The sequence below is a fragment of the Aquitalea sp. FG25 genome (assembly GCF_057809375.1).
Genome location: NZ_JBMDJV010000001.1, coordinates 114,739 through 136,233, shown reverse-complemented (window position 1 = coordinate 136,233; position 21,495 = coordinate 114,739). Strand labels below are relative to the sequence as shown.

At 59.1% G+C, this 21,495-nt stretch carries 23 protein-coding genes; 9 read left to right on the top strand and 14 right to left on the bottom strand.

Annotated elements, in window-relative coordinates; genetic code table 11:
• Position 1: 1 nt before the first annotated feature.
• Positions 2-1,123 carry a YbdK family carboxylate-amine ligase gene (locus tag ACODR9_RS00615; protein WP_488807064.1) on the top strand — a complete coding sequence of 374 codons (1,122 nt, stop codon included), beginning with the start codon at positions 2-4 and terminating at the stop codon, positions 1,121-1,123.
• Positions 1,124-1,268: 145 nt separating this feature from the next.
• On the top strand, positions 1,269-2,057 hold the full coding sequence (nudC, locus tag ACODR9_RS00610; RefSeq protein ID WP_488807063.1) for an NAD(+) diphosphatase: 789 nt from the start codon (positions 1,269-1,271) through the stop codon (positions 2,055-2,057).
• A gap of 60 nt (positions 2,058-2,117) precedes the next feature.
• Here the strand turns inward: nudC and ACODR9_RS00605 are convergent, their stop codons facing one another.
• The 3 genes from ACODR9_RS00605 to orn form a co-directional block, all read right to left on the bottom strand.
• Entirely contained in the window at positions 2,118-2,621 is a 504-nt protein-coding gene (locus tag ACODR9_RS00605) for a CinA family protein (RefSeq protein ID WP_488807062.1), read from the bottom strand.
• Entirely contained in the window at positions 2,614-4,266 is a 1,653-nt protein-coding gene (gene pgi, locus ACODR9_RS00600) for a glucose-6-phosphate isomerase (protein ID WP_488807061.1), read from the bottom strand. Before pgi ends, ACODR9_RS00605 begins: the two co-directional genes overlap by 8 nt.
• A 142-nt stretch (positions 4,267-4,408) precedes the next feature.
• A complete protein-coding gene (gene orn, locus ACODR9_RS00595; RefSeq protein WP_488807060.1) occupies positions 4,409-4,954 on the bottom strand; it encodes an oligoribonuclease in 546 nt (181 codons plus the stop codon).
• Between the two features lie 72 nt (positions 4,955-5,026).
• Between orn and ACODR9_RS00590 the strand changes: the two genes are divergently transcribed.
• The 5 genes from ACODR9_RS00590 to ACODR9_RS00570 all read left to right on the top strand — a co-directional run bounded on the left by ACODR9_RS00590 (position 5,027) and on the right by ACODR9_RS00570 (position 8,939).
• On the top strand, positions 5,027-6,274 hold the full coding sequence (locus ACODR9_RS00590; protein ID WP_488807059.1) for a M48 family metallopeptidase: 1,248 nt from the start codon (positions 5,027-5,029) through the stop codon (positions 6,272-6,274).
• Positions 6,271-6,597: a 4a-hydroxytetrahydrobiopterin dehydratase gene (locus ACODR9_RS00585; protein WP_488807058.1), complete on the top strand. Its 327-nt coding sequence runs from the start codon at positions 6,271-6,273 to the stop codon at positions 6,595-6,597. The genes ACODR9_RS00590 and ACODR9_RS00585 overlap by 4 nt, the downstream gene beginning before the upstream one ends.
• A complete protein-coding gene (gene rsgA, locus ACODR9_RS00580) occupies positions 6,594-7,478 on the top strand; it encodes a ribosome small subunit-dependent GTPase A (RefSeq protein WP_488807057.1) in 885 nt (294 codons plus the stop codon). Before ACODR9_RS00585 ends, rsgA begins: the two co-directional genes overlap by 4 nt.
• 120 nt (positions 7,479-7,598) lie before the next feature.
• Complete coding sequence (phbB, locus tag ACODR9_RS00575) at positions 7,599-8,339, top strand: acetoacetyl-CoA reductase (RefSeq protein WP_488807056.1); 741 nt, start codon at positions 7,599-7,601, stop codon at positions 8,337-8,339.
• A 117-nt stretch (positions 8,340-8,456) separates the two neighbouring features.
• Positions 8,457-8,939 (top strand): GAF domain-containing protein, encoded by a 483-nt coding sequence (locus ACODR9_RS00570; RefSeq protein ID WP_488807055.1) that lies wholly within the window; start codon positions 8,457-8,459, stop codon positions 8,937-8,939.
• 62 nt (positions 8,940-9,001) lie between these two features.
• Here the strand turns inward: ACODR9_RS00570 and ACODR9_RS00565 are convergent, their stop codons facing one another.
• From ACODR9_RS00565 to ACODR9_RS00555, 3 genes are all read right to left on the bottom strand, one after another.
• Entirely contained in the window at positions 9,002-10,066 is a 1,065-nt protein-coding gene (locus ACODR9_RS00565; RefSeq protein ID WP_488807054.1) for a DNA-binding protein, read from the bottom strand.
• A gap of 288 nt (positions 10,067-10,354) precedes the next feature.
• On the bottom strand, positions 10,355-11,491 hold the full coding sequence (locus tag ACODR9_RS00560; RefSeq protein ID WP_488807053.1) for a response regulator: 1,137 nt from the start codon (positions 11,489-11,491) through the stop codon (positions 10,355-10,357).
• 96 nt (positions 11,492-11,587) lie between these two features.
• Positions 11,588-12,544: a 2-hydroxyacid dehydrogenase gene (locus tag ACODR9_RS00555; RefSeq protein WP_488807052.1), complete on the bottom strand. Its 957-nt coding sequence runs from the start codon at positions 12,542-12,544 to the stop codon at positions 11,588-11,590.
• 113 nt (positions 12,545-12,657) lie between these two features.
• Here ACODR9_RS00555 and ACODR9_RS00550 point away from each other — a divergent pair, with 113 nt between their 5' ends.
• Together ACODR9_RS00550 and ACODR9_RS00545 are read left to right on the top strand one after the other, a co-directional pair.
• Positions 12,658-13,818, top strand: a complete 1,161-nt coding sequence (locus ACODR9_RS00550) for a tyrosine-type recombinase/integrase (RefSeq protein ID WP_488807051.1) — start codon at positions 12,658-12,660, stop codon at positions 13,816-13,818.
• A 61-nt stretch (positions 13,819-13,879) separates the two neighbouring features.
• The gene (locus ACODR9_RS00545) at positions 13,880-15,145 is read left to right on the top strand and encodes an Hsp70 family protein (protein WP_488807050.1); all 1,266 of its coding nucleotides are present in this window, start codon (positions 13,880-13,882) and stop codon (positions 15,143-15,145) included.
• Between the two features lie 59 nt (positions 15,146-15,204).
• Here ACODR9_RS00545 and ACODR9_RS00540 read toward each other — a convergent pair whose 3' ends face one another.
• From ACODR9_RS00540 to ACODR9_RS00505, 8 genes are all read right to left on the bottom strand, one after another.
• Positions 15,205-15,552 (bottom strand): hypothetical protein, encoded by a 348-nt coding sequence (locus ACODR9_RS00540; RefSeq protein ID WP_159877190.1) that lies wholly within the window; start codon positions 15,550-15,552, stop codon positions 15,205-15,207.
• Positions 15,553-15,671: 119 nt separating this feature from the next.
• Positions 15,672-16,559 (bottom strand): KPN_02809 family neutral zinc metallopeptidase, encoded by an 888-nt coding sequence (gene ypfJ / locus ACODR9_RS00535; RefSeq protein WP_488807049.1) that lies wholly within the window; start codon positions 16,557-16,559, stop codon positions 15,672-15,674.
• Positions 16,560-16,595: 36 nt separating this feature from the next.
• Positions 16,596-17,111: a phosphatidylglycerophosphatase A family protein gene (locus tag ACODR9_RS00530; protein WP_488807048.1), complete on the bottom strand. Its 516-nt coding sequence runs from the start codon at positions 17,109-17,111 to the stop codon at positions 16,596-16,598.
• A complete protein-coding gene (thiL, locus tag ACODR9_RS00525; protein ID WP_488807047.1) occupies positions 17,095-18,051 on the bottom strand; it encodes a thiamine-phosphate kinase in 957 nt (318 codons plus the stop codon). Before thiL ends, ACODR9_RS00530 begins: the two co-directional genes overlap by 17 nt.
• Positions 18,052-18,313: 262 nt before the next feature.
• Complete coding sequence (gene nusB / locus ACODR9_RS00520; RefSeq protein ID WP_488807046.1) at positions 18,314-18,760, bottom strand: transcription antitermination factor NusB; 447 nt, start codon at positions 18,758-18,760, stop codon at positions 18,314-18,316.
• Between the two features lie 47 nt (positions 18,761-18,807).
• Entirely contained in the window at positions 18,808-19,275 is a 468-nt protein-coding gene (ribH, locus tag ACODR9_RS00515; RefSeq protein WP_045844974.1) for a 6,7-dimethyl-8-ribityllumazine synthase, read from the bottom strand.
• Between the two features lie 89 nt (positions 19,276-19,364).
• The gene (gene ribBA, locus ACODR9_RS00510; RefSeq protein WP_488807045.1) at positions 19,365-20,471 is read right to left on the bottom strand and encodes a bifunctional 3,4-dihydroxy-2-butanone-4-phosphate synthase/GTP cyclohydrolase II; all 1,107 of its coding nucleotides are present in this window, start codon (positions 20,469-20,471) and stop codon (positions 19,365-19,367) included.
• Positions 20,472-20,642: 171 nt separating this feature from the next.
• On the bottom strand, positions 20,643-21,263 hold the full coding sequence (locus ACODR9_RS00505) for a riboflavin synthase subunit alpha (RefSeq protein WP_488807044.1): 621 nt from the start codon (positions 21,261-21,263) through the stop codon (positions 20,643-20,645).
• Positions 21,264-21,495: the final 232 nt, after the last annotated feature.

The following is a 21,495-nucleotide window of genomic DNA, read 5'->3' as shown; positions in this document are numbered from 1 at the left end:
CATGCTGGAATTCAATAACAGCACCCCGCTGACCCTGGGCGTGGAACTGGAACTGATGATCGTCAACCGCCGCGACTACAATCTGACCCGTGGCTCGGATGACTTGCTGCTGCTGGTAAACCGCCAAGCCCACGGCTATGACATCAAGCCGGAAATCACCCAGGGCATGATTGAAATCGGCACCGCCATCCACCAGGGCAGCGCCAGCATGCTGCAGGAGCTGCAAGCCATCCGCCAGTTGTTGGTAAGCAGCGCCGAGAAGCTGAACCTTGGCCTGGCGGGCGGCGGTTCCCACCCTTTCCAGCACTGGAGCGAGCAGCAGATCTACCCCAAGGCCCGCTATCAGCTGGTTTCCGAGCTGTATGGCTATCTGGCCAAGCAGTTCACCGTTTATGGCCAACACATTCACATCGGCTGCCCGGACGGTGACAGCGCCATCCGCCTGAGCCATTATCTGGCGCGCTATATTCCCCACTTCATTGCCCTGTCGGCGTCATCTCCCTTTTATCAGGGTATGGACACGCTATTCCAGACTTCCCGCCTGACCAGCGTCAATGCCTTCCCGCTATCCGGCTGCATGCCCGGCGTGGAAAACTGGGATCAGTTCAACGATTATTTTCAGGACATGGCACGACTGGGCATCGTCGCCAGCATGAAGGATTTTTACTGGGATATCCGCCCCAAACCCGAATATGGCACGGTGGAAATCCGCATCTGCGATACGCCGCTGGACATCGTTACGCCCACCCTGCTGGCCGCTTACGCCCAAATGCTGGCACGCCGCTGCCTGGAGGATGATTGGCATGACATCCGGCCAGAGCGCTACCTAACCTATAGCTACAACCGCTTTCAGGCCTGTCGCTTCGGCTTTGATGGTGTGCTAGTGAATGACAGCGCCGGGCAGCAGTCCAGCCTGCAGGACGATTTGCTGGCCACGCTCGGCAGCCTGCAGGCAGATGCCAGCGCGCTGGGCTGCGAAGCCGAACTGGCGACACTGCGCGAGCGCACGCTCAAACGCCAGTCCGACAGTCAGTGGCTGCGCGATGTCTATCGCGACAGTGGCTCGCTGTCCGAAGTGGTACGTCGTCAAAGCGCCTACTGGATGCATGACCAGCGCGATTGAAACCCGGCACCGGGCTTGATCTGCATCAGCAAGCCCGGCCTGCTCACTTATTTGCCGCAAATATTTAGCCCAGCCCCAGGCCTGGCAGCAGACAATGTCACGGCACAGCGGCTACACTGGCGGCTTAGCTCTCCAAAGCCCGATCATGCCGCTCGAACTGCCAGAACACTTCAATCCCGATCTTCCGACCCGCTGGTGCATTTTTGACGGACCACGCCTGCTGCTGCAAAACCAGGCCCTGCCCACCGATGCCGCCCGCCACTGGCCACTGGCCAATCGCCTGTTCATCGACCAGCAGCAGGGCTGCAATCTGTACGCAGCCGACCTGATCGGCCCTGCACCGGCAGATTGCGAATGGCTACCCTTGCGCGCAGCCCTGATGGCCCTGCCGCCAGAGCAGACTGCCGGCATCGCCCGCGCTGCCCAGCTACGCCAGTTTCAGCACACGCACCGTTTTTGCGGCCATTGCGCCAGCCCCTTGCTGCAGCACAGCCACGACCAGGGCAAAAGCTGCCCTGCTTGCGGTCAGCTTTACTACCCGCGCCTGTCACCAGCCATGATGGTGGCGGTTTATCGTGGCAAGGAATTACTCCTGGCGCGCAGTCCACACTTCCTGCCCGGCATTTACAGTGCCCTGGCCGGTTTTGTCGAACCCGGAGAAACCGTGGAGCAATGCGTACATCGTGAAACCCAGGAAGAAGTGGGCGTACGCGTGAAAAATCTGCGCTATGTCTGCTCGCAATCCTGGCCCTTCCCGCACTCGCTGATGCTGGCGTTTACCGCCGAGTACGATGGCGGCGACATCCGCCCGCAGCCAGGCGAGATTGAAGATGCCGGCTGGTATCACATCGACACCTTGCCCGCCATACCAGCCCAGTTGTCAGTTGCCTATCAGCTGATACGTCACACCAGCGACTGGTTGCGCCAGCAGTAGCCCTGTCGCGCTCATCAAAAAGGGAGCCAATGGCTCCCTTTTGCATTTTGCCAGCGGCACTCAGGCACGCAGGGGCTGGGCATCCATGGCATCCAGCACGGCGGTTAATGCCGCCTGCGCAGTCTGCAAGCGCACTGCGGCACGGTCGCCCGGAAAATGACAGACAAATGCCCTGCCCGCATCATCAGGCCCGGCAATGGCCAGCCATACCGTACCCACAGGCTTGTCCGCAGAACCACCACCCGGCCCGGCAATACCGGACACGGCCACGGCCCAGTCTGCTGCAGCACGTTCACGCGCACCGACCGCCATTTCCCGCACCACGGCCTCGCTGACCGCACCATATGCCTCCAGCGTAACGGCGCTGACACCCAGCAAATCCTGCTTGGCCTGATTGCTGTAGCTGACCATGCCATAGCCAAACCAGGCCGAGCTACCCGCAATATCGGTCAGTGCGGTGGCAATCATGCCGCCGGTGCAGGATTCTGCCGTGGCAATAGTTTCGCCCCGCCGCAGTAGCTGCTCCCCCAGCCGGGAGGCCAGCACAGTCAATTGTTCATTCATGCGTTTTCCTGAAATGACGGATCAACCCCAGCGTGGAGCTGTCATGCGCTGCCGAGGCCTCCGCTGTCGCATCCAGCTCCGGCAAGATGCGCCGCGCCAGTTGCTTGCCATATTCCACGCCCCATTGATCAAAAGAATTGATTCCCCAGATCACGCCTTGCACAAACACCTTGTGCTCATACAGCGCCATCAGCATGCCCAGGGTGTAAGGTGTCACCTTATCCAGCGCAATGGTATTGGAAGGCTGATTGCCGGGAAACAACTTCTGCGGCAGCAGCATGTCCAGCTCTTCGCCGGACAGCATCGGCAGCTCGGCCATGACTTCCGCCTCGCTCTTGCCGCGCATCAGCGCCTCGGCCTGGGCAAAACAATTAGCCACCAGCACACGGTGTTGTTGCTCCAATCCGTAATGGCCGTTCATCGGGACGATAAAGTCACAAGGCACCAGCCGGGTACCCTGATGCAACAGCTGGAAAAAGGCGTGCTGGCTATTGGCACCTTCCTCGCCCCAGATTACCGGGCCGGTGTCGAAATCCAGCAGCTCGCCAAAGCGCCCCACCCGCTTGCCATTGGACTCCATGTCCAGTTGCTGGATATGGGCTGGCAGGCGGCGCAGGCCGTGGTCGTAGGGCATGATGGCGTGGGTATGCGCCTGGTAGAAGGTGTTGTACCAGATGCCGATCAGCGCCAACAGCACCGGCATGTTTTGCTGCAGCGGTGCACTGAAGAAATGCTCGTCCATTGCATGTCCGCCATCCAGAAACTGGCGAAAATTGTCATAACCCACCGCCAGCATCACCGGCAGACCGATGGCAGACCATACCGAATAACGCCCACCCACCCAGTCCCAGAAGCCGAACATGTGTTCGGTATCGATGCCAAAGGCCGCAACAGCGGGCGCATTAGTCGACACCGCAACAAAATGGCGCGCGACATCCGCCTGACTGCCAGCCTGCAGAAACCAGGCCTTGGCCGCAGCGGCATTAAGCAGGGTTTCCGGGGTGGTAAACGATTTGGATGCAATCACGAACAGCGTGGTGGCCGGATCAAGCCGCTCCAGCGTGCGGGCAATATGCTGACCATCAACATTGGAAACAAAATGAACGGCCAGATCCGGATGGGCATAGGCCGACATGGCTTCTTGCACCACCAGCGGCCCCAGGTCGGAACCACCTATCCCCAGGTTCACCACATTGCGAATGGGCTTGCCGGTATAGCCCAGCCACTGTCCGCTGCGCACCTGATCGGTAAATGCTTGCATGCGCCGCAGCACATCATGGACTGCCGGCACCACGTCTTGGCCATCCAGCAGCAATGTCGCCGTTGCCGGCAGGCGCAGTGCCGTGTGCAGCACCGCCCGTTTTTCACTGACATTGATACGCTCGCCGCTGCGCATGCGCTGCATCCAGACCGGCAGATCCGCCTCATGCGCCAGGTCGATCAGCAGCTCCAGCGTGCGCTCGGTGATGCGGTTTTTCGAATAATCCAGCAGCAGGCCATCCAGTTGCAGGGAAAAGCGCTCGAAGCGCTGCGGATCAGCCTGAAACAGTTCGCGCATCTGCATGAAGCGGGTGGCACGCTGATGCTGGTGGAGTCGGGCCCATACCGGGCTGTGGTTGATACCGGCTTTGCTGTCGTCAAACATGATGATGAAATGGCTGCAATCAAAAATGGGGATTCAATTCGGCAAGTCTGCACACGCCAGCACGGGCGCGCATGCACCAAGGAAAAGGGGACTCGCGTCCCCTGGCAACCTGCATACTACCATTTGTAGCGACAGCACTACATCACAACTTGATGAAGTGCTCGCGGTAATATTTCAACTCTTCGATAGACTCTTCGATATCCGCCAGCGCCTCGTGCTTGCCACGTTTCACCACGCCGCGCGCCACTTCGGGCTTCCAGCGCTTGCACAATTCCTTGAGGGTGGAAACATCCAGATTGCGGTAGTGGAAATACTCTTCCAGCTGCGGCATCCAGCGCACCATAAAACGACGATCCTGATGAATGGTGTTGCCACACATCGGCGTAGTACGTGCCGGTACATGCTCGGCCATGAAGGCCAGCAGTGTGGCTTCTGCCTCGGCTTCGCTCAAGGTGGATGCCTTCACCTTGTCAATCAGGCCGCTCTTACCATGGGTATTCTTGTTCCAGTCATCCATCGCATCCAGCACACTGTCCGGCTGGTGAATCACCAATACCGGCGACTGGCCCAGGATATTGAGCTGGCTGTCAGTGGCAATCATCGCCACTTCGATGATGCGGTCGGTTTCAGGGTTCAGCCCGGTCATTTCCATGTCGAGCCAGATGAGGTTGTTCTGATCTTGTGCCATACTGTCCAATCTTTACGAATCCGCCTATTTTCCTTCATTGCTGCGCTTGCGGCAAACCCACCTGCGTAAATCATGACTGAGGCATTCCGCATCCTGTTTCTGGCCGCACTGGCTACCACCCTTGTGCTCAAGCTGTGGCTGGGCTTGCGCCACATTCGCCACATTGCCGCACACCGCCGCCATGTACCCGTTGAATTTGCTGATGCCATCACCCTGCAGCAGCACCAGCATGCTGCCGACTACAGCATGGCCAAGACCCGCCTGGGCCTGTTGTCGGCGGTCATCGATACCGGCCTGATCCTCTGCCTGACACTGGGCGGCGGACTGGACTGGATCAGTAGGCAGATCCAGCAACTGCATGCCAGCCCCATGCTCGACGGCATGCTGCTGGTGATTGCGGTTACCATCATCAGCTCCGCCATCAGCCTGCCCATTTCGCTGTATAGCACGTTCCGCATTGAAGCCCGCTACGGCTTCAACAAAATGACCTTGCGCATGTTCGTGCTCGACCTGATCAAGGGCAGCCTGATTGGCGCCATCATCGGCCTGCCCTTGCTGGCGCTGGTGCTGTGGCTGATGGCACAGGCCGGGCCACAGTGGTGGCTGTGGGTATGGCTGGTATGGTCGGCCTTTCAGCTGTTGATGGTGGCGCTCTACCCCACCCTGATTGCGCCGCTGTTCAACCGCTTCAGCCCGTTGGAAGACCTGGCACTCAAGCAGCGCATCGAGGCCTTGCTTGCGCGCACCGGCTTTACCAGCCAGGGCGTGTTCGTGATGGATGGCTCGCGCCGCTCCAGCCACGGCAATGCCTACTTCACCGGTTTTGGCAGCGCCAAGCGCATCGTGTTTTTCGATACCCTGCTCAAGCAACTGGGCGCGGAAGAAATTGAAGCTGTACTGGCTCACGAACTGGGCCACTTCAAGCGCAAACATATCGTCAAACGCATCAGCTTTGCCTTTGCGCTGTCGCTGGGTTTCCTGTTTATCCTGGGCCAGCTACTGCATGCCGACTGGTTTTATGCCGCACTCGGCGTCCACGCCTCCAGCACCGCCATGGCCTTGATTCTGTTCTTCATGGCCGTACCGGCCTTCACCTTCCCGCTGACACCCTTGTCCAGCCTGATGTCGCGCCGTCATGAATACGAAGCGGACAGCTTTGCCGCCAGCCAGGCCGATGCCCAGCATCTGATTGACGCCCTGGTAAAACTTTACCGTGACAATGCATCCACGCTGACCCCGGACCCATTGCACTCCGCTTTTTACGACTCCCACCCTCCGGCGAGCCTGCGCATCGCCCACCTGAAAGGAGCCCGCACATGAATCTGCTTCAATTGCATTGCGAAGCCCAGCACGGCAAAAGCCCGCTGGATGCCAGCACCATCAACCAGTTTCTTGCCACCCTGCCCGACTGGGAAATCAAGGGCATCGAACTGTGCAAGACTTTCCGTTTTGCTGACTACTACCAAACCATGGCCTTTGTGAATGCCCTGGCCTGGATTGCCCATCAGGAAGACCACCACCCGGACCTGTCGGTACATTACAACCGGGCCGTGGTGCACTTCAGCACCCATGATGCCAGCGGCCTTACCCTTAACGACTTCATCTGTGCCGCCAAAACCGAAGCACTGCAAGGACGCGCATGAGAGCAGCCATCGGACAAATCATCCGCAGTCATGGCCGCCGTTTTATCGTTGAGGCCGAAGGCCAGACCTACGGCTGCTCCACCCGTGGCAAGCGCGTGGACTTTGCCTGTGGCGACCGGGTGGAAATCCTGATCCAGAATAAGGAACAGGCTGTCATCGAGGAAAGCCTGCCGCGCAGCAGCCTGCTGTACCGCCAGGATGAGTGGAAAACCAAGGTCATTGCGGCAAACGTCAGCCGCATCCTGTTTGTGATTGCCGCTGTCCCCAGCCCCAGTGAAGAATTGCTCAACCGCTGCCTGATTGCCGCCGAAGCCGCTGATATCGATCCGGTTATCCTGATCAACAAAGCCGATCTGCCAGAAACCACCGCACTCATCAGTAAGCTGCAGCCTTATGCCGCACTGGGCTACAAGATGATCACCCTGTCTGCCAAACAGGACATGAGCCCGCTGCTACCACTGCTGGATGGCGAAACCTGCGTGTTTGTCGGTCAATCCGGCATGGGCAAATCCACCCTCACCAATGCCCTGCTGCCCGAAGCCAATGCCCGCATCGGCGATATTTCCGAAGCGCTGGATTCCGGTCGGCACACCACCACGCACGCCACGCTGTACCACCTGACAGAACTATCAGACGGCAGCGACCTGATCGACTCCCCCGGCCTGCAGGAATTCGGCCTCAAGCATTTGCAGGCCAGCGACTTGCTGCATTACTTCCCGGAAATGCGGCCACTGATCGGCCAATGCCGCTTTCACAACTGCACACACCGCAAGGAACCGGACTGCGCCATCAAGCAGGCCGCTGCCGATGGCAAAATATCACCACAAAGGCTGGATTTACTCCAACGTTTGTGCAATGAGTTATTAAATCAATCGGCATAAAACGTTTTGTCATCCAAGCTGTTTACAATTCCTTGTCGGACTCATATTCTGGTAAGAAAAAAGACATACCAGACCAAGACCAGCGACTTTCGCACTAACTAAAGACAAGGAGCCAGCATCATGACAAAACGTATCGCACTCGTAACCGGAGGCATGGGCGGCATTGGAACCGCCATTTGTAAGGCTCTGGCCGAATCGGGCCACACCGTCATCACCACTTACAGCAAGCCGGGCAAGGAGCAAGCCTGGCTGGCCGACATGAAGGGCATGGGTTTTTCCGACATCCACGCCTACCAATGCGACGTTACCGACACCGCAGCATGCGCTGCCATGCTGGCCAAGGCACAGGCAGAAGTGGGCGCAGTGGACGTACTGGTAAACAATGCCGGCATTACCCGTGATGGCACTTTCAAGAAACAAACCAAGGATGACTGGGACGCCGTCATCAAGACCAATCTGGATTCGCTGTTCAATATGGTGAAACCGGTACTGGATGGCATGGTAGAACGCGGTTTTGGCCGCATCATCAATATTTCTTCCATTAATGGCCAGAAAGGCCAGTTCGGTCAGACCAACTACTCCGCCGCCAAGGCCGGCATGCACGGCTTTACCATGGCTCTGGCCCAAGAGGTTGCACGCAAGGGTGTTACCGTCAACACCATCTCTCCGGGCTATATCGCTACCGACATGGTGATGGCCGTACCGGAAGAAGTACGCAACAAGATTATCGCCAACATCCCGGTGGGTCGCCTTGGCAAGCCGGAAGAAATCGCCGGCCTGATCAACTATCTGGCCTCTGATGTAGCTGGTTTCATGACCGGTGCCAACCTGGCCATCAATGGTGGTCAGCATATGATGTAAAGCCGGATCTGCCGATCCGCACAAAAAACCCGGCTTCCAGCCGGGTTTTTTATTGCCACTTTTTATGGCCAGCATTCTGATATGCTGACGGCCTTGAATTACACATCAGAGCAAGACATGGCTGAACATTTGACCATTCAGGGCGAAAGCAAAGAAGAAAAATACCAGACCCTGCTGCCGCAGGCCCTGGCATTGGTACAACACGAAGACGATCAGATCGCCGCCCTGGCCAACCTGAGCGCTGCACTGCACAGCACCTTTGACTGGCTGTGGACCGGGTTTTACTTGGTGAAAAATGCAGAGCTGGTACTTGGACCATTTCAGGGGCCCATTGCCTGTACTCGCATCCCGCATGGCAAGGGCGTATGCGGCAGCGCCTGGGCACAAAACCAAACCCTGGTGGTACCGGATGTAGATGCTTTTCCCGGCCATATCGCCTGCTCATCCAGTGCCCGCTCGGAAATTGTCGTACCCATTCACAATGCCAGTGGTGAAGTTGTCGCTGTGCTCGATGTTGACTCCAGCCGGCTTGATCAGTTTGATGCCATCGATGCCAGCTACCTAGAGCAAATCTGCAGCGCCTTATCGCACCTGTTCTGAGCCATGGCAGCCCAACCGTAAAAACGGATGCATCGCATCCGTTTTTTTACGACCAATCCCCCTTAACTCAGCGGCAGCTGCAACTGACGACTAACCCACTCCCGCATGCCAGCCTCATCCAGCGCCAGCAAATCCTGCCTGGCGTCGTGCATGGCTGCGGCAAGCCGGATGAGCTGCCGCTCCAAGCCGGCTGACATTTCACTTGCCAGCCGTGCATTTTCCCCCGCCATATCCAGCAGGCGCGCACTAGCCTGCTCACCGAGTACAGCCTGACGCTCAGATGCCTGCTGCAACTCAGCATTACGTTGCTCCAGCATCTCCAGCCTAGCCGCCTGTTTGCCGGACTCCCGGTCGCGCTCGGCCAGTCGCTCACGCCACTGCTGTTCGGTACGGCCAGCCTGCTGACGCACCGCTTGTAACTCATCCTGCAACGACGCTGCAGCCAGCTTCATGGCTTGACGCTCCTCTTCCACCTGCTCATACAGCCGGACACGCAGGCCTTCCAGGCGCTCATAAGCCAGTGTTTCACGTCGCTCAGCCTCCTGACGGGCTGCCTGCAGGCGCTGATCGTGGCGCTGTTCCAACTCAGCCACACGCTCGTCAGCCTCGCGACGCAGCTGCTGCAAGGATTGCCGCCCCTGTTCCAACTGCTCATTCAAACCAAGACAGTTGGCCTCAAGCAATGCCTGGCGCTGCTCGGCCGCCTGCAGCTTGCTTTCCAGCTCCTGCTGGTGCCGCGCACGTAGTTCGAGTTCACGCAGGGCAGACTGCAAAGCGGACTCCACCCCATCCAGCTGTGCCTGCAAGGCGGTTTTATCCTGCTCAGCAGCGGCCACTTGTGCAGCCGCTTCGCTGCGCATGGTTTCCCACTGTTGCTCTGCCGCCTCGCAGGACTTCTGCCAGATCATGCCAAACGCCTCGGCCAAACCAGCCGGCCACTCCGGATGGCGCGAGGAGCTGGCCATGCGTGACAAAAATTCCTGCCGCCACTCTTTCAAGGTGTTGTTGATGGTGGTGTTGGACCCCGTCCCCAGGCGAGAACGCACCTCCACCACCGTGGGCCACACGCCTTCACTGACCAGCTCAAACGCCACCTGCCTGATGCGCGAGTAAATATCAGCCGCCATCCCAACCTCACTCCAAATTGAACTGAGTGAGTGTATCACACTTGTAAAATATTATTTATTACGTATTACATAATTTTATTACAGTTAATCATCTATTTTTTCCGATTACTGTACTTATCGGAATTATCAATCTCGAATTTCACGCAATAAATACTGGAAAATCACCCTCACATTTGCCCTAGGCATGAAAAAAGCCCGGCAACTTATGCCGGGCTTGTCCCAATCACACCTTACTCAACATCCGGCAGCCCACCCTGCCAGATACCGCCAATTCACAAATCCACGCCCTCAGTGCACCACACCCGATGCCTGGCGCAACTCCACCACCATGCGCGACAGCAAGTCCTGCAAGTCCGAGATATCCGACTGCGAGCTCAACAACTCATCAATCCCCTCATCCAGCGCCCTGCTTAGCTGGCTTTCCTGCGAATTAGTCAGCAACATGGAAACGCACGCCTCATCTATCCGCTTCCGAATCCCCTCCAGCGCAATACGCCCTGCCACCAGATTATCCCGCTGAGCCCGGTCCACATCCCCCAGCGTCTGCATCATGCGCAGGGCAAGCTGCACAATCAGGTCATCACGGCGGCGCGCCTCAACCACCATCGCCAGCGACTCGACATGCACATTGGCAGCCTCCGCCAGCATAGACAGGTGATCACGCAAGCGACCACAACGCTCCTCATCATCCTGCGGCATATCACGCACCAAGAGCGACACCGCAGGAAAGTTGATCACCATCCGGTTTTTGAACTGTGCCAGCCGCCCCATCGTTACCAGATGATCCAATACCGAGACTTCCAGCGGGCTGGCCTCGCCATCACTACTGCGCGTCAACACCCCTGCGACGCTTCGCACCTGCACTCCACCTTGCAGACCATACAAGCCCAGCCCCGCCACCATAGCATCCGCCAACTCCCGCAAACTGGCAGCCGCACCCAGTTGCTTGATCACCTCCAGCAAGGCCCCCATTTCACTCATGCTGATCATTGCCGTCATCGCTGCGCTGCTGGCAGCGTGCGCCAGACCATTCAAGCGCTGGCGCTCCGCCGCCGCGTCAATCAGCCTCTGCAGCTTGGCCTCCAGCTCCAGCGCAGAAAATGGCTTGACGATATAATCCTCACCGCCAGCTTCATAGCCACTCAGCCTGTCCTCTACCGCCTCACGCGCCGATACAAACACAATCGGAATATAGGTAAAGCGGCTGTCTTCCCGAATGCGCCGACACGTTTCAAAACCATCAATGCCCGGCTGCATCTCCACATCCAGCACAATAGCCGCCGGCTGCAATGCCGCCAGCACTGACAGGGCCTCCTCTCCACTTTCCGCATCATGCACATCAAAGCAATGCGCCAAGCCCGCCTTCATCATTCGGCGAGTAAGCAGGACATCATCCACCACCAGTATTTTTGATTTTTCATGCATCTGCTCTCACCCTGCTTCCCTTGAAAATACGGCAAACACTTTCTCTTCTATAGCTGGGCAAGGCAGCAGAATTCAAGCCAGCCTATCTGATATGCATCAAGCCAAGGACAAAGGGGTTAACAATGGCCGCCCGGCAAAGTGTGCCTGCAGATTATCCAGCATCAACCGCGCCATGGCCGCACGCGTCTCCACGGTTGCACTGGCCATGTGCGGAGCAAGCACCACATTCTCCAGCCCAAACAGGGCCGATGGCACATTCGGTTCATCTTCAAATACATCCAGCCCGGCACCACCCAGCCGACCATCGCACAGCCGCTCCACCAGCGCGGCCTGATCCACCACCGCGCCGCGCGCAATATTGATCAGCACACCATTCGGCCCCAAGGCATCCAGCACCTTGCCATCCACTACGTGGCGCCTGGCAGCACCACCAGGCAACGCCAACATCAACACATCCACCTCAGCCGCCATCGCAGCCAGATCCGGATAGTAGTGGTAGGCCACATCCGCCTTGACTCTGGGGCCGTGATAACTGAGCACCATGCCAAATGCCTCGGCCCGACGCGCAATGGCGCGCCCGATATTACCCAAGCCGACAATGCCGCAGCGCTTGCCAGCCAGGCTGTGCGTCAGCGGAAACCCGCCATGCGGCCAATGACCTGCGCGGACAAAGCGATCGGCCTGCACCACCCGACGAAAAACCGCCAGCAACAAGGCCAATGCCGTATCAGCCACGCAGTTATCCAGCACACCCGGCGTAGTGGTGACGGCAATACCATGTTCGCGCGCATAGTCCAGGTCGATGGCATCAAAACCCACACCCACACACGCCACCAATTCGACCGCCGGCAAAGCCTGCAATAACTGACGCGGTGCCCCGGCCCCACCCGTCGTTACCACCGCACGCACTGCCGGCCAAGCCGCGCCGGCCACCAGCTCGGCCTGCAATTCCCAGCCATACAGGCATTCAAACTCTGCGCACAACTGCGCCATCAAAGCGGGCGCCAAAGGCACGGTAATGAAAATGGTTGGCCGACTTGCAATCTGCTTCATCTCGCTCACTCCATGACAGGAAGCTCATGCTACCACCCAGCAGACCCATCAAACCGTGCAGGCAATGTAAAAGCCTTGTCGCTACCACAGCCTGCTTCTAGAATCAGCGCACCATGTCCGATGACCTTCCAGCTCTGCCGCCAGGCCCGCAACTGATTGCCGCCCAGTCCGACCAACAAGCCGTATTGCTGTGGTTGAGCGAGTTTATCGACCGACCCGCCACGCTACGCAGCTACCGCAAGGAAACCGAGCGCTTTTTGCTGTGGCTGGCTGACCGCCACAAACAACTGCAGCAAGTACAGCGCGAGGATGTACTGGATTACCAGCGCTTCTTGCAAGCACCATGGCCTACCGAGCGCTGGATCGGCCCGGCACGCCCACGCCAGCACGCGCACTGGAAGCCCTTCACCGGCCCCTTGCAGCCCAGCAGCATTCGTCAGGCCCTGACCATCCTGTCTGCGCTGTTCAGTTATCTGAGCGAAGCCGGTTATCGCCGTGGCAACCCCTTCAAGCTACTACGCCAGCGCCAAACCATGGATACACACCCCATCGAGCGCTTTCTCGACAACCAAGCCTGGCAAGCCATCCTCGACACGCTGGCAAAACTGCCCATGCAAACCCGGCGTGAACAACAACAAGCCGCCCGTGCCCGCTGGCTATTGACCTTGCTCTACCTTACCGGCGCACGCCGACAGGAAGTTGCCGCCGCCAAGATGGGTGACTTCAGCCAACGCCGCCAACAATGGTGGTGGCGCGTAAGGGGCAAGGGTGGCAGCCTTGCCGACATCCCGGTTTCTGAAGAATTACTGAGCGCACTGACGCACTACCGCCAATCACTGGGCCTACCACCATTGCCAGCGCATGCCGAAGCCACGCCCTTGCTATGCCGCATTCCCGGCCAGCACAACACGCAAGCCCGAGGCATCAGCGACAAGGCAATCTACCTGATCTGCCAGGAGATATTCCGCCGCGCCGCCAGCAGCTGCACAAACGAGGAAACCCGCGAGCGCTTGCTGCAGGCCAGTACGCACTGGCTGCGCCACACCGCTGCCAGCCATCAGCTGGACGCTGGCATTCCGCTACTAATGGTCAGTCAGAACCTGCGCCACGCCAGCATCCAGACCACCCGTCGCTACCTGCACAGCGAGGAAGACGCCCGCCACCAGGCAACCGGCATGCATCGCATGCACGCGACACAGACTGACAATGCCGCACCGGTTTTCACCGCCGACAACAGTACAAACAGCGGTCGGGAAGACGACACTCCAACATAAGACCCCTTCCCAAAACGCACGGTTACGCGTACCATCCCGCCTCGCTTTTCGGGATGGAATCATGAACACAAGCAGCGCTGCGCAGGCATGCGGCATCGACTTCGGCACCTCAAACTCCACGGTAGGCTGGCTACGCCCCGGCGCTGACACGCTGATTCCACTGGAAGACGGCAAAATCACCCTACCCTCGGTCGTGTTCTTCAATTACGAGGAAGACCACTCGGTGTTTGGCCGCAAGGCGCTGCTGGAGTACACCGAAGGCTATGAAGGCCGGTTGATGCGCTCGCTGAAAAGCCTGCTGGGCAGCAGCCTGATCGACAGCCAGACCGAAGTGCAAGGCCGCGCCCTGCCATTTCGCCATCTGCTTACCCTGTTCATTCAAGAGCTAAAGCAGCGCGCTGACCGCGCCGCAGGCCGCCCTTTTGAACAAGTGGTACTGGGCCGCCCGGTGTTCTTTGTTGACGACAGTCCCAAGTCTGATGCACTGGCCGAAGAAACCCTGGCCCAAATTGCCCGCCAGGTCGGTTTCAAAGACATTTCCTTCCAGTTTGAACCGCTGGCAGCCGCCTTCGACTACGAATCCTCCATCGAACGGGAAGAGCTGGTGCTGATTGTCGACATCGGCGGCGGCACCTCGGACTTTTCGCTGGTCCGCCTGTCACCGGAACGTCGCCTGCTGGACGACCGCCGCCAGGACATTCTGGCCACTGGCGGCGTACACATCGGCGGGACGGATTTCGACAAACAACTGAGCCTGCACGGCGTAATGCCACTGTTCGGCTTCAAGAGCCGCCTGCGCAACAATGCCGAGATGCCCTCGGCACAGTACTTCAACCTGGCCACCTGGCACACCATCAACTTTGCCTACACCCGCAAAGCCTGGATGGATCTGCAAGATATTCATCGTGACGTGGAAGATCCGCGCGCCTTCGACCGCCTGTTCAAGCTGATTCAGGAACGCGCCGGCCACTGGCTGGCCATGCAGGTGGAAGAAGCCAAGATTGCCCTGTCCGGCAGTGACCGCCACCGCCTGGGCCTGGAACTGGTAGAAGATGGCCTGTATGCCGAACTACTGCGCGAGCAGTTCAACGACACCATTGCCGGCATGCTGGGGCAGATTGGCAAGACCATAGACCGCCTGCTGCAAGATGCCGGCATCAGCGCCAGCCAGATCGACACCGTATTCTTTACCGGCGGCTCCAGCGGCGTACCGGCGCTGCGCCGCTGCGTGCAGGATCAACTGCCCAATGCCCGCCACGTGGAAGGCAATCTGTTTGGCAGCATTGGCAGCGGCCTGGCCATCGAGGCGAAGAAGCGCTACGGCTAGCATGCAAAAGGGCTGCCGCAGCAGCCCTTGATGACTTGAAACAAGATGACTTGAAACAATCAGCCCTGGCGTTTACGCGGGGCTTTTTTACCGCCTGGCGGCAGCTCCAGGCCAAACAGCATGCCGGTGCGGCCCGTCTGCGACTGACAGGCAATCTGCAAGGCGCGGTTGATGGCTTCTTTCTTGCTCACCCCCCACCACTCGATCATCTTGTCCAGCGACTTTTGCGCGTCGCGGCTCAGCTCCACCGTCACCGACAACTCTTGCAGGCGGTTGCGGCGCTGCTCGCGGCTGCGCCGCTTGCGCTCGGCCACCGTCATGGCGCGCTCACCCAAGGGCTTGCGTCCAGGCTTTTTCTGTACGCCGCCAATCAGGTCAAAAGTGTAGTGATCGCAGGGATCTTTCATCGGATGGGTGACGGGTCACAACAAAGAGGGGCGCAAGAATACCACAAAGCCGCCGCCGATGGGGCGGACAGGCCAGACAGCAACGCAATTAAGCGCATAGCATAGCCATCAGCGCGCGGTCACAAAGGATTTGCGGCAAAAGTATCGCACCGCGCAATATCACCGCTATCAAAGCCACGCTTGAACCAGCTTACCCGCTGCGCACTGCTGCCATGGGTAAAGCTGTCCGGCACCACCGCCCGTCCTGCAGAACGCTGCAAAGTGTCGTCGCCAATTTTGGCCGCTGCATTCAGTGCAGTTTCCAGATCGCCCGTTTCCAGAATATGCCGCGCCTTGTCGGCATGACTGCCCCACACCCCGGCAAAACAATCGGCTTGCAGTTCCAACCGTACCGACAGCGCATTGGATTTGCGCTCGGAAGCGCCACGCCGCGCCGCATCCACCTTGCCGGAGATGCCCAGCAGGTTTTGCACGTGATGACCTACCTCGTGGGCAATCACGTAAGCCTCGGCAAACTCGCCCGGCGCACCCAATTGCTGCTTGAGCGTGCGATAAAAGGCCAGGTCGATATACACCTTGTGATCAGCCGGACAATAGAACGGCCCCATCGCCGACTCACCCTGGCCACAGGCGGTGGGCGTACTATTGCTGAACATCACCAGCTTTGGCCGCTCGTAACTGCCGCCACGCTGCTGGAAAATCTGCCCCCACACGTCTTCGGTATCCGCCAGCACCACCCGCACCAGCTTGGCCTCGCGCTCTGCTTCTGCCGAATGCACCTTGGGTTGATGTGGCTGCGTTTGCACTTGCTGATGACCGCCACCGGTCAGCGCGGAAATCACCTGCAGCGGGTTGGCACCAAACACCAGCCAGGCCACCAGGCCAATGGCAACCGTCCCCAGCCCGATACTGCCGCCGCCCAGACTAAAACCACCGGAAGATCCACCACTGTCTTCATCCCGGCGATCTTCAACGTTGTCACTTTCGCGGTTGCCATCCCAGCGCATGGAAGTTCTCCTTGTATGAATCAGCCCGGATATCAATCAAACCGGCAGAAAGCCAGCCAGCAGCGCCTGCAGCAGCAGGACAAAAGCGGCAGCAATGATGTCATCCAGCATCACGCCAAAGCCACCATGCACCCGCCGGTCAAACCAGCCAATCGGCCAGGGCTTGACGATATCAAACAGCCGGAACAGCACAAAAGCCAGCAGCCAGCCCGCCCAGCTGGCGGGCGCCCAGGCCAGCACCAGCAGCATGGCCACCACCTCGTCCCACACGATGCCGCCATAATCGTGCACGCCCAATGCATCGCCAGTCTTTTGGCAGGCCCACACCCCCAGCACAAACAGCGGCAGGCATAACAGGCTGATTAGCCACGGCCCGGCCCCTGCTGCCAGCAACAGGAAAAACAGCGGAAAAGCCACCAGCGTGCCCCAGGTACCCGGCGCTTTGCGGGCTAGCCCGCTGCCAAAGCCAAAGGCCAGCAGATGCGCCGGATGGCGACAGACAAAAGCCCAATCCGGGCGAAAGGCCGGAGCCTGTTTATGCGAAGTGGTCATAACCTGCCTTGTTCAGTGTAATCGCTGTGCCGGTCTTATCCAGCAAGTTTGCGCCAGCGCCCGCCACAATGCGGCCAATGCGCGTTACGCGACAGCCCGCAGCCTTGGCAGCAGCCTCCACGGCAGCTCGCGCCACCGGCGGTGCAGTAAAGCACAGCTCGTAATCATCACCACCAGCCGCCAGATACGCCAGCCAGCGCGGTCGCTCGGCCTCCAGTTGTGGCAGCGATGGCAGCTGGTCGGCCCAGATGTCCGCAGCCACACCCGATGCCTGCAGGATATGGCCCAGATCAGCCAGCAGGCCGTCCGACACATCGGCAGCTGCATGTGCCACGCCAAGCAGGGCTTGCCCAAGTTCGAGACGTGGCACCGGAAAATCCAGCTTGCACTGGCAAGCTGCCAGCACATCATCGCTCAGCACAGCATCTGCCAGCTGGCCATTGCGCAAGGCCACAGCCATGGCCGCCAGCCCCAGCTCGCCACTGACCCAAACCTCATCACCCACCTTGGCGGCATCGCGTCGCAGCGCCTGCCCCTGCGGCGTTTCGCCCATGATGGTGATGGAGAGGGTGAGCGGGCCACGGGTGGTGTCACCACCCGCCAGCTCCACGCCATACTGCTCGGCCAGGGCAAACAGGCCGCGACTGAAATCGCGCGCCCAAGCCTCGTCCATCTGCGGCAGTGCCAAGGACAAAAAGGCCCAGCGCGGCCGTGCACCCATGGCGGCCATGTCGGACAGATTGACCGCCAGCGTCTTGTGCCCCAGTGCCTGCGGGCTGACATCGGCAAAAAAATGCCGCCCCTCCACCAGCATATCCACCGACACATGCAAATCCTGCCCCGGCGTCGGGCGCAGGATGGCGGCATCATCCCCCACGCCCAGCACGGCAGATGGTGCCGGGCGGGTGAAGTACTGGCGGATCAGGTCGAATTCGTTCATGCGCAGCAACTCCGCGTCTTCATGTAAAAACACCCGCCGTAGCGGGTGTCAGGCTGCTGACTAAGTTAGTTGGTGCGCTTGCGCGGGACCCGGCGAAGCCGGGCCTTTTGACTAACTTGTCAATTCCGCAGCCTTCTCATCTATTCCCACCCCCCGCCCTTACCCTGCAAGGGAGCCTCGCCTTCCTTTCAGAAAGCGAGAGGAGATTTGCCAACAAACTGACACCCGCCGTAGCGGGTGTCAGTTTCATGCCGCAAGCTCATCAGCCCTGACGGCGCGAACGCTGCGAGGCAACCTCGTCGGCACGCACTTCGGCAGCCAGCTTGTCCAGCACGCCATTGACGAATTTGTGGCCGTCGGTACCACCAAAGGTTTTGGTGATTTCAATGGCTTCGTTAATGATGACCGGATACGGGGTTTCCGGGTGCTGGGTCAGTTCCAGCGTGGCCATCAGCAGTACGGCACGCTCCACCGGGCTGACTTCCTCTTCATTGCGCTCGTAGTAAGGGCGAATCTGACCGGACAGCAGCGACACATCCTTCAGCACACCGTACAACACGGCGCGAAACAGGGCTTCATCCGCCTTGGCGAAGTATTCGTTTTCGCGCAGGTGTTTTTCAATCAGCGAAGCCGGACGATCCGGATTCAATTCCCATTCATAAATGCCCTGAACGGCAAATTCGCGGGCACGGCGACGGGCGGTTTTCATATCGGTTTCCTAAAAAGAGCAAGTGAGCGGCATCCCCGCAGGAGGGATCAGCCGCGCAGCGTTTTGTGCAAATTGGCCATTTCCACCGCAACGCGGGCTGCGTCACGGCCTTTTTCCAGCATGCGCACTTCGGCCTGCTCGTCATTCTCGGTAGTAAGGATGGCATTGGCGATGGGGATGTCGAAATCCAGACCGACACGGGTCACACCCGCACCGGATTCATTGGAAACCAGCTCGAAGTGGTAGGTTTCGCCACGGATGATGGCACCCAGCGCCACCAGGGCGTCGAACTTGCCGCTCTTGGCCATGGTTTGCAGTACCAGCGGCACTTCCAGAGCGCCCGGCACGGTGGCCAGGGTCACGTCGGCGGCGGCAACACCCAGCGTTTTCAGTTCGGCCAGGCAGGCATCGCGCAAGCCATGGCAAACTTCTTCGGTAAAGCGGGCCTGAACAATGCCGACCTTGAGACCTTGACCATTGAAATCGGGAGCAATGCGCTGGATAGCTTCAAGCATGTGAGTCCTCACTGCAGAAATCAGAGAAGCCCCCGAGCAGCCGGACTAAGCGGCCCCATCGGGGGAGTCATGACGGAAAACCGGCTATTTTAACCGATTTCGATATGAAAGTGTTCCGGCTGGCAAAAACCGGTGACTTCGAGGTTGAAACCGGCCATGGACGGCACGTTCAGCGGCGGCGACATCAGCTTCATCTTGCCCACGCCCAGGGTTTTGAGCATTTGCGCGCCCACGCCAAAGGTTTTGCCATCCCATGGCGAGCGCTTGACGTTCTGGCCCAGCGCACGTTGCAGCAGGTCTTCCCCGGTTTCATCCCGATACAGCAGGATGACCACGCCCTTGCCGGCTTCGTCGATGGCTTCCAGCGCACCCGGCACTGTCCAGGAGTGCGGGCGCGAAGTCGGGTCCAGTACGTCCATGATGGACAGCGGCTCGTGCACGCGCACCAGGGTTTCCTCGAGCTCGTCCAACTTGCCCTTGACCAGCGCCAGATGGGTTTCGCGGGTGGTGACATCGCGGAATACATGCAAATCGAAAGCGCCAAATGGCGTTTCCACTGGACGCTGACCCACTTCTTCCACCAGCGATTCGGTACGGCTGCGGTAATGGATGAGGTCAGCGATGGTGCCCACTTTCAGGCCGTGCGTCTTGGCAAAATCCAGCAGCTGCGGCATGCGCGCCATGGTGCCGTCATCGTTCATGATTTCGCAGATCACCCCGGCTGGCTCCAGCCCGGCCAGCATGGGCAGGTCGCAGGCGGCTTCGGTATGACCGGCGCGAATCAGCACACCACCGTTTTGCGCCTTGAGCGGGAAGATATGGCCCGGCTGCACCAGATCGCTGGCCTTGGCATTACGGGCCACGGCGGCCTGCACGGTTTTGGCTCGGTCGGCAGCGGAAATGCCGGTGGTAACGCCTTCAGCCGCTTCGATGGAGACGGTGAAGTTGGTGCCAAAAGACGTGCCGTTATTGGCCGCCATCATCGGCAGCTCCAGCAGCTTGCAGCGCTGCTCGGTCAGGGTAAGGCAGATCAGGCCGCGCGCATGCTTGGCCATGAAGTTGATGGCTTCCGGCGTAACAAATTCCGCCGCCATCACCAGATCGCCTTCGTTTTCGCGATCTTCCGCATCAGCCAGCACCACCATTTTGCCAGCCTTGATGTCGGCAATGATGTCCTGCACCGGAGAAATAACCATTTGCTGCATCCTTTTATCGGGTTCGCACCACCCGGCATCCCGGATAGGCGGTGAATTCTGTGGCAACAGGCCGATGTGTCGACCTGCGCAGCGGGCAAGCCCGCGTATTCAATAAAACATGGAGCCAATCGGGCCGGCATCAAGCCGCCGGACCGAAATTTCATGGCAAAACTAGGCCGTCGCCGGATGGCGCTGCGCCAACACCCGCTCAACGGTATCGACAATAGCCTGGGTTTGCGGGTCGATTTCGATATTGATGGCATCACCCGGCTGGCGGAACTGGATGATGGTGCGCTCCAGCGTTTCCGGAATCAGGTGCACACAGAAGCGATTAGCCTCTACCGTGCCGATGGTGAGGCTGCAGCCATCAATACCGATATAGCCCTTGGCAAACACATAGCGGGCAAATTCTGCCGGCAGGCTGAACCATACCATGCAGTTATTGGGCGTACGGATGACTTCTTCCACCCGCGCCAGGCACATGATGTGGCCGGACATGGCATGGCCGCCAATTTCGTCGCCAAACTTGGCCGCGCGTTCCACATTGACCCGGTCGCCCACTTGCAACGCGCCCAGATTGGTCAGGCGCAGGGTTTCGGCCATCAGGTCGAAAGCCACCAGATCGCCCTTCACCTCGGTTACGGTCAGGCAGCAGCCGTTATGCGCAATGGACGCACCCAGTTCGATACCGCCGGTCAGTGCCTGCGGCAGCCTTACTACATGACGACGAAAATCCTGCTTTTCCTCGATGGCCACCACCTCGGCCATGCCCTGCACGATACCGGTAAACATGCCTGCTCCTGTTCTGTCCTGCCCGCCAGCCAATAGCGGCGGCGAAACCCTGATGATAACCAAATCACGCCACGCTGCCGACCCGCTTTCCCGCCCCGGCCAGCCCCCTTAAACAGCAAGCGGCGCTATCTTGCTGATGTCAAAAAGAAAAACCAGCGCAAACTATTTGCAGCGCCCGAGGTTTTGTTGTGCGCGGCTATCCTGTAAAATCACCGCCTTTCCAAGTCAAGCC

Excerpts from the sequence above, each read along its gene's own strand:
- ribBA (WP_488807045.1), bottom strand. The coding sequence starts at position 20,471 with ATGGTTATTTCTCCGGTGCAGGACATCATTGCCGACATCAAGGCTGGC.
- thiL (WP_488807047.1), bottom strand. The coding sequence starts at position 18,051 with ATGAACGAATTCGACCTGATCCGCCAGTACTTCACCCGCCCGGCACCA.
- pgi (WP_488807061.1), bottom strand. The coding sequence starts at position 4,266 with ATGTTTGACGACAGCAAAGCCGGTATCAACCACAGCCCGGTATGGGCC.
- ACODR9_RS00555 (WP_488807052.1), bottom strand. The coding sequence starts at position 12,544 with ATGAAGCAGATTGCAAGTCGGCCAACCATTTTCATTACCGTGCCTTTG.
- ACODR9_RS00605 (WP_488807062.1), bottom strand. The coding sequence starts at position 2,621 with ATGAATGAACAATTGACTGTGCTGGCCTCCCGGCTGGGGGAGCAGCTA.
- ACODR9_RS00540 (WP_159877190.1), bottom strand. The coding sequence starts at position 15,552 with ATGAAAGATCCCTGCGATCACTACACTTTTGACCTGATTGGCGGCGTA.
- ACODR9_RS00570 (WP_488807055.1), top strand. The coding sequence starts at position 8,457 with ATGGCTGAACATTTGACCATTCAGGGCGAAAGCAAAGAAGAAAAATAC.
- ACODR9_RS00530 (WP_488807048.1), bottom strand. The coding sequence starts at position 17,111 with ATGACCACTTCGCATAAACAGGCTCCGGCCTTTCGCCCGGATTGGGCT.
- ACODR9_RS00590 (WP_488807059.1), top strand. The coding sequence starts at position 5,027 with ATGACTGAGGCATTCCGCATCCTGTTTCTGGCCGCACTGGCTACCACC.
- rsgA (WP_488807057.1), top strand. The coding sequence starts at position 6,594 with ATGAGAGCAGCCATCGGACAAATCATCCGCAGTCATGGCCGCCGTTTT.
- ACODR9_RS00615 (WP_488807064.1), top strand. The coding sequence starts at position 2 with ATGCTGGAATTCAATAACAGCACCCCGCTGACCCTGGGCGTGGAACTG.
- ACODR9_RS00505 (WP_488807044.1), bottom strand. The coding sequence starts at position 21,263 with ATGTTTACCGGTATCGTGCAGGGCATGGCCGAGGTGGTGGCCATCGAG.
- ribH (WP_045844974.1), bottom strand. The coding sequence starts at position 19,275 with ATGCTTGAAGCTATCCAGCGCATTGCTCCCGATTTCAATGGTCAAGGT.
- ACODR9_RS00585 (WP_488807058.1), top strand. The coding sequence starts at position 6,271 with ATGAATCTGCTTCAATTGCATTGCGAAGCCCAGCACGGCAAAAGCCCG.
- ACODR9_RS00550 (WP_488807051.1), top strand. The coding sequence starts at position 12,658 with ATGTCCGATGACCTTCCAGCTCTGCCGCCAGGCCCGCAACTGATTGCC.
- ACODR9_RS00545 (WP_488807050.1), top strand. The coding sequence starts at position 13,880 with ATGAACACAAGCAGCGCTGCGCAGGCATGCGGCATCGACTTCGGCACC.
- nusB (WP_488807046.1), bottom strand. The coding sequence starts at position 18,760 with ATGAAAACCGCCCGTCGCCGTGCCCGCGAATTTGCCGTTCAGGGCATT.
- nudC (WP_488807063.1), top strand. The coding sequence starts at position 1,269 with ATGCCGCTCGAACTGCCAGAACACTTCAATCCCGATCTTCCGACCCGC.
- ACODR9_RS00560 (WP_488807053.1), bottom strand. The coding sequence starts at position 11,491 with ATGCATGAAAAATCAAAAATACTGGTGGTGGATGATGTCCTGCTTACT.
- orn (WP_488807060.1), bottom strand. The coding sequence starts at position 4,954 with ATGGCACAAGATCAGAACAACCTCATCTGGCTCGACATGGAAATGACC.
- ACODR9_RS00565 (WP_488807054.1), bottom strand. The coding sequence starts at position 10,066 with ATGGCGGCTGATATTTACTCGCGCATCAGGCAGGTGGCGTTTGAGCTG.
- ypfJ (WP_488807049.1), bottom strand. The coding sequence starts at position 16,559 with ATGCGCTGGGATGGCAACCGCGAAAGTGACAACGTTGAAGATCGCCGG.
- phbB (WP_488807056.1), top strand. The coding sequence starts at position 7,599 with ATGACAAAACGTATCGCACTCGTAACCGGAGGCATGGGCGGCATTGGA.